The sequence below is a fragment of the Geitlerinema sp. CS-897 genome (assembly GCF_028368005.1).
In the GTDB taxonomy this organism is placed as follows: Bacteria; Cyanobacteriota; Cyanobacteriia; order Cyanobacteriales; family Geitlerinemataceae; genus Baaleninema; species Baaleninema simplex.
The window spans coordinates 1-6,973 of record NZ_JAQNCQ010000178.1; the positions used below are offsets into that span (position 1 = coordinate 1).

The window sequence follows — 6,973 nt, forward strand, 5'->3', positions numbered from 1 at the left end:
GGGGGAGAGGGGGGGAAGGGGAGAAGGGGAGACAAGGAAGAAACTGTCAACTGTCTTCACTGGTGACTGGTGACTGGTGACTGGCGACTGTATAAAGTTCCGCCGACTTCTAAGCCGCATTGAGAACTGGTGGCTTCGAGGATGGTGCGAACGTTCCCGTTACGGTTTTGAGTGAGTTGCAACTTCACCTTGCCGTACATGGTATCGCGACAGGCGAAGACTAGACCGCGATGGGTGGGCGCTCGTAACGGCGTTCCGGGTTCGTCGGTGGTTCCGAGGAGTTCTACGGTCAAATCGCCGCTTTTCGCTTGCATTTTCCAAGATCCCCAGGGGGAAACGTCCCACGTTACCGTTCCGTTCCAGGGGACGAATTCGTAAAACTGACCGCGATAGTGAATTCCCACCATGGCCACTGATTCCATCCAGGTCAGCACCTGTCGCCGTCCGCCGCCAGCAGTGAGGGCGAGGTCGCTTTCGCCGTCGAAGCTGTTACAGTTGAGCCAAAACCAACTTTGAGGAAACGATCGCCCCCAGTTTTTTTCGCCGTATGCAGGAGCGCGATCGAACTCGTAGCGGGTTCCGTTCCAGTCGATCCAGCCGGTGGCTAAACCGTGCGCCATTAGGATCTGCCATCCAGGTTCGAAGATTTGCAGCGACGACAGCAGCCCGGCGGTAGACTGGCGATCGCCCCAACCATACACCGGTTCGATGCGGTATTGCCACTGACAGCGCGATCGCGTGCCGGGGTCGTAAAGTTTTCCTTGATGCCACGTCGCCGTTCCCTGATAGCCCTCTTCGACATGGCGATCGAAAATTTGAGGTTCGAGAAACATCGGCGTTCCGCTTAAGTCGGTTTTGCCCCAATGTCCCAATCCGAGGGCGTTTTTCCACGCCCAAAATGTCGTCACCTCGGGAAACGTGCGACAGAGATAGTCGTCGTCAGGCCCGAGAATTTGCGCCCCACCGCCACTGTTGGGGCGTCCGCCGATAGGATCTTCGATCGAATACATAAATGCGACGGTTTGGTTCGCCTCGGGAAGCGTGACGCGGTAATACCACCCTTCAAAAAAACGCGGACTAATTCCATCCCAGTGATAGCCGCTGTGAGGGGTAGGCTGAGAACTTACCATAGATGTAATTGTGAAAACTCGCACTCTGCCAAAACTGTATCGTCAATGTCCGAACACCGACAACGTCCGATTTATCTCGACGCTCACGCGACAACGCCTGTTGACGAACGGGTGTTGGCAGCGATGATTCCTTATTTTACGGAATATTTCGGCAACCCCTCTAGTATCAACCATCAGTACGGTTGGGAAGCCGAAGCCGCAGTCAAACAGGCGCGGGAGGCGATCGCCGAAGCGATCGGTGCGTCGCCTGAAGAGATCGTGTTTACCAGCGGCGCAACGGAAGCTAACAACTTGGCAATTAAAGGAGTTGCAGAAGCTTATTTTACGAAAGGTCGCCATATCGTCACGGTGGCGACGGAACACAACGCCGTCCTCGATCCCTGTCAGTATTTGGAATCGTTAGGATTCGAGGTGACAGTGCTTCCGGTGCAGTCAGACGGTTTGCTCGATCTGGCTGCGTTCGAGGAGGCGCTGCGAGAAGATACGATTTTAGCGTCGGTGATGGCGGCGAACAACGAAATTGGCGTGTTGCAACCGATCGCAGAGATTGGAAAAATCTGTCGCGATCGCGGGATTTTGTTTCACACCGACGTCGCTCAAGCGATCGGTAAAATTCCCTTAGATGTCCAAGCGCAATCTATCGATTTGATGTCGCTGACGGCGCATAAAGTTTACGGACCGAAGGGAATTGGGGCGTTGTACGTGCGGCGTCGCAATCCCCGCGTCAAACTCGCCCCGCAACTCCACGGCGGCGGCCACGAACGAGGGATGCGATCGGGGACGCTATATACGCCGCAAATCGTCGGGTTCGCCAAGGCGGTGGAGTTGGGACTGTCGCACATGGACGAGGAAATCCAGCGGTTGACGGAATTGCGACGGCGATTGTGGGAGAAACTCTCGCAACTCGACGGGATCGTTCTCAACGGACATTTGGAAAAACGACTTCCAGGTAATTTGAACGTCAGCGTCGAAGGGGTAGACGGTCAGGCGTTGCTGTTGGGATTACAACCTGTTATGGCAGTGTCGTCGGGATCGGCTTGTACGTCGGCGAAAATCGAACCGTCTCACGTGTTGGCGGCGTTGGGGCGATCGGAAGCGTTGGCGTATGCGTCGGTACGGTTCGGAATCGGTCGGTTTACGACGGTCGAGGAGATCGATCGCGCGGCCGAACAGGCGATCGTGACGATCGCATCCCTCCGTCGCGCCACGCGATCGTCGTCTTCTGAGGATACCCGACCCGCTTCGCACGCGACTCGTTCTTAAAAGCGGTATTAAAAGTGGTGATAGTTTCCAAAACTTCACCCCGGCACAGGTTCCGCTAGACTGTTAGCAACGTCTGCAATCTGTTGTCACGGAAGTTAGACCGTTTTGTGGGTCGAGTCTCGAGAGAGTCGAGATCCCAGCCACCCCGATCGCCGGATTGTTGACGGGGACAGCAAACGCGGAACGGTCGTTCTCGATCGCCGCGAACGTCGTCTCGCTTAGGCGAACGTAACTATATGGCAGGGGAAAAACAAGGGCGAGAAAAAGGAATCTGCGCGATCGCCAGCGTCATCGGAATCGCGGCTTTAGCACTCGGACTGACACTGGTTTGGGATTGGCGCGGAAGCGATCGCTCGTCAGCCGGGATACTATCGATCTATCCCTACAACGGAACGGAGTTTTCCCAGCAGCCCATCACCCTATCGTCCCATGTCGTCCTGCGTACGATCGGCATTATAGCGCTGGGGGTAGGAACGGCGTTCGGTGCGGCCGCCATCAGGCGTTGGTATCGCTACTGTCGCAAGATGAATCCGTACAGTCAGGTGCTGCGATCGGCTCTCGAACTCGAGCGATCGTTCAATCAAACTCTCATCGAAGCCAACCCCTCGTTTGTCGTCGCCATCGCTCGAGACGGGACGGTGTTACGGATGAGCGAGTCGATGTTAAAGGTGTTGGGATACCGACGGGAAGAAGTTATCGGCTGCGACTATCTTTCGACTTTCGTTCCCGTTCAATATCGCCAAATGGTGGCTGGGGTGTTTGACAAACTCATCGAGCGGCGATCGCTAACGCACACGCAAAACCCCGTTTTAACCCAAGACGGTCGCCAAATTTGGGTCGAATGGCACGGTCGCGCGGTTTGCAACCCCAAAACCGGTCGTTGTGAATTCTTTTTCGGGATGGGAATCGATATTACCGAACGCAATCAGACGATCGAGGCGTTGGCGCAGGCGGAAGCGAAGTATCGCAGCATTTTTGAGAACGCGATCGAGGGCATTTTTCAAATTGCACCGCAGGGACATTACCTCAGTGCGAATCCCGCCTTAGCGTACTTGTTGGGCTATCCGTCTCCTCAGGCGTTAATTGAAGAGTTGCAGAATATCGATCGCCAACTGTACGTCGATACGAACCGTCGCGCGAAATTACTGCGCTTGTTACAAAACCAAAACGTGGTATCGGGGTTCGAGGCGGAGGTGTATCGTCGCGACGGATCGATTATTTGGATTTCGGAAGACGTCAGGGCGGTCAGGGACAAAAACGGTAATTTGTTGTATTACGAAGGGTCGGTCGTCGATATTAGCGAGCGCAAACGTACGGAACAGCGACTTCGCTACAGTGCGTCTCACGATGCTCTGACGGGATTGTGGAATCGGGGATGGTTCTTCGCACAAGTCGAACGCAGCTTGCGCCGGACGCGTCGTCACACGAACTATAACTTCGCGCTGTTGTTTTTGGATTTGGACAATTTCAAATCGGTCAACGACAGTTTGGGTCACGCCGTCGGCGATCGCTTGTTGTTGGCGATCGCGCAACGTTTAGAAAACCACCTGCGTCCTGGGGATACGTTCGCGCGGTTGGGGGGTGACGAGTTCACGGTGTTGATGGAAAACGTCAGCGAAACGGGTGAAGCGATCGCGATGGCCGAGCAGCTACAGGCTGCGTTAGACGCCCCATTTTATATCGACGAGCATCAGTTATTTTCTCAAGCCAGTATCGGGATCGTTGCCCAAGGAAACGACGAGGTCTACCAGCAACCCCAAGATTTGTTACAAGATGCCGATATTGCACTGTATCGCGCGAAACGACAGGAGAACAAACCCCATATCGTGGTGTTCGATCGCACCATGCGAAGCGAAACAGTGCGACGCCTGCAACTCGAAACCGATTTGCGCTCTTGTATCGATCGCGGAGAACTGCGCGTAGTGTATCAGCCCATCGTCGCCCTCGATACGCTGCGCGTCGTCGGATTCGAGGCTCTGGTGCGCTGGAACCACCCCCAACACGGCGCGATTTCTCCCTCGGAATTTATTCCCATTGCCGAAGAAACGGGTACGATTCAGGCGTTGGGACTGTGGGTGTTACAGGTGGCTTGTCGTCAGTTGCGACGCTGGCAACTGAAATTTCCCCAACCCAACCCGCTGCACGTCAGCGTCAACGTTTCGGGCAAACAGTTGACACCAGAGTTTCTCCCCCATCTCGATCGCGTTCTCGAAGAGACGCAGCTCGATCGATCGACTCTGAAATTGGAAATTACCGAAACTGCGTTGATGAACGATGTCGATGGGGCGATCGATCTCCTGCGATCGGTCAAACAACGAGACATCGTTATCTGTCTCGACGATTTCGGCACGGGATACTGTTCTTTGAATTACCTTCACCGTTTCCCGATCGACATTTTAAAGCTCGATCGCTCCTTCGTTCGGAGTTTATCATCGAGTGAAAACACTTCCAGAAATGGAAAATCTAAAATTGTCAACACCATTGTAAACCTCGCTCACGGGCTAGAAATTGACATAATCGCAGAAGGGATCGAAGACACTGAGCAATTACAAGAATTACAAAACCTCGACTGTCAGTACGGACAAGGCTATTGGTTCGCCGCACCGCTGAGTGCCGAAGTCGCCGAAGAACTGCTATTGCAATGGGGCGATCGTTCGAGTCCCTTCAAGCGAGTCGAGCCGTCGAAATAACGAGATCGACCGTTGCAATTTGTTGACAAACCCGGATCTCCATGCCAATCTAATCGTGAAATTTCCGGGTGTCATCGCATACTACATCCAGTGAACGTAAGTTTTTGTCAAAAAAACGCGGATTCTCTCACCGAGCAAGAGAATTCGGTATCTGTTACGGAAATTGGAGTCTGGGGCTTTCGGCAGAATCCGAAGGTCATGGACGGTCAAATTTCCGAAAATTCTCGGCAATTTCCGAAAAAATTCAACGGTGCTTGACAAAATTCCTCAAACTCCGTAGGAAATCGCAACGTTTCCGGTAGAATCGGAACCAAACTCTACAGATTTTTACACGAGATCGTCGTTCTGGAGGACAGACCCATTAATCTTTCTCTCGATCCGAAGGGACCCCATTCTTCCGTCGCAGACCCCACTTCGGGGGCGTCTGAAGCGATGGAATCCGTCCTGTACGTTCGGGGTCGCAGCCCCCTGAGCGGACACGTTACGATAAGTGGGGCGAAAAATGCTGCCCTGGTGCTGATGGCTGGGGCTTTGCTCTGTCCGGAACCCTGCCGACTTCGCAACGTCCCCAATTTACTCGACGTGAAGCGGATGGGCCAGATCGTTCGCGCCCTCGGTGTGAAACTCGACGTCCACGAGGACGTCTTAGACATCGACGCCACTCACATCGGACAGTCTCAAGCCCCTTACGAACTCGTCAGCCAACTGCGAGCGAGTTTCTTTGTCATCGGCCCGGTTTTGGCTCGTTTGGGCATCGCTCGCGTGCCGCTCCCTGGAGGATGTGCTATCGGCGCTCGCCCCGTCGATCTCCACGTGCGCGGCTTGCAAGCGCTCGGTGCTGACGTACAAATCCAGCATGGCGTGGTTCGGGCTTGCGTGCGCGGCGGACGAAAACGGCTTCGCGGTGCGAAAATATACCTCGACTACCCCAGTGTCGGCGCTACGGAAACGCTGATGATGGCCGCGACCCTAGCTGAAGGAGAAACCACCCTCGACAACGCCGCTCAAGAGCCGGAAGTGGTGGATTTAGCGAACTTCTGCCGCGCTATGGGGGCGAAAATTCAAGGTGCTGGGACGAAAACAATTCGCATCGTCGGCGTCCCTCGCTTGCATACGGCGGACTATCGCATCGTTCCCGATCGCATCGAGGCGGGGACTTTTCTCGTGGCTGGGGCGATTACCCAATCGGAAATTTCGATGTCTCCGGTGATTCCCGACCACCTCACGGCCGCGATCGCCAAACTGCGGGCGATGGGAACTCAGGTCGCGATGGACTCGCCGAACACCTTGCGCGTCGTTCCCGGCCCCATCGAAGCCGCCGATATCGAAACTCAGCCCTATCCGGGGTTTCCCACGGATATGCAGGCTCAGTTTATGGCACTCTCGACCCTCAGTAACGGCAACAGCGTCATTACGGAAACGGTGTTTGAAAACCGCTTGCGCCACGTCGCCGAGTTACAGCGGATGGGGGCAGATATTCGCGTTAAAGGCAATATTGCCGTGGTGCGCGGCGTTCCTATGCTCTCGGGAGCGCCCGTGGTGGCGACTGACCTGCGAGCGTCGGCAGCCCTCGTACTGGCGGGTCTGGCGGCTGATGGAAAGACTGTCGTGCAAGGACTTCACCATCTCGATCGCGGCTACGAAAATCTCACGAAAAAACTCTGCGGCCTCGGTGCGAACATCGAACGGGTGACGGTTCCGAGTTGCGAAACGGCGACCGAACCCCTCGAAACGGGGCAACCGTCGGTGTGACCCAAAATAATGGGATACAAGCCCCGCCCTTCTAGGGCGGCTTTTCTGAATAAACACACCATTATTTATTCAGGATGCTATAATGTAGGTATGCTAAACATCACTTACGAGTACAAACTTGAGCCAACGCTTGAGCAA

The 6,973-nt window shown here is 54.8% G+C and carries 4 protein-coding genes; 3 read left to right on the forward strand and 1 reads right to left on the reverse strand.

Going from position 1 to position 6,973, the window contains the following annotated elements; translation table 11 throughout:
• Positions 1–56: 56 nt before the first annotated feature.
• Positions 57–1,130, reverse strand: coding sequence for a tocopherol cyclase family protein (locus POG22_RS11125; RefSeq protein ID WP_063719623.1), 1,074 nt, complete (start codon positions 1,128–1,130; stop codon positions 57–59).
• Between the two features lie 45 nt (positions 1,131–1,175).
• On the opposite strand from POG22_RS11125, the gene POG22_RS11130 reads away from it, so the two are divergent.
• The 3 genes from POG22_RS11130 (at position 1,176) to murA (ending at position 6,835) form a co-directional block, all read left to right on the forward strand.
• Complete coding sequence (locus tag POG22_RS11130; protein WP_498905277.1) at positions 1,176–2,393, forward strand: IscS subfamily cysteine desulfurase; 1,218 nt, start codon at positions 1,176–1,178, stop codon at positions 2,391–2,393.
• Positions 2,394–2,629: 236 nt separating this feature from the next.
• The gene (locus tag POG22_RS11135; protein ID WP_063719621.1) at positions 2,630–5,083 is read left to right on the forward strand and encodes a sensor domain-containing protein; all 2,454 of its coding nucleotides are present in this window, start codon (positions 2,630–2,632) and stop codon (positions 5,081–5,083) included.
• Positions 5,084–5,515: 432 nt separating this feature from the next.
• Positions 5,516–6,835: a UDP-N-acetylglucosamine 1-carboxyvinyltransferase gene (murA, locus tag POG22_RS11140; protein WP_063719620.1), complete on the forward strand. Its 1,320-nt coding sequence runs from the start codon at positions 5,516–5,518 to the stop codon at positions 6,833–6,835.
• Positions 6,836–6,973 lie beyond the last annotated feature (138 nt).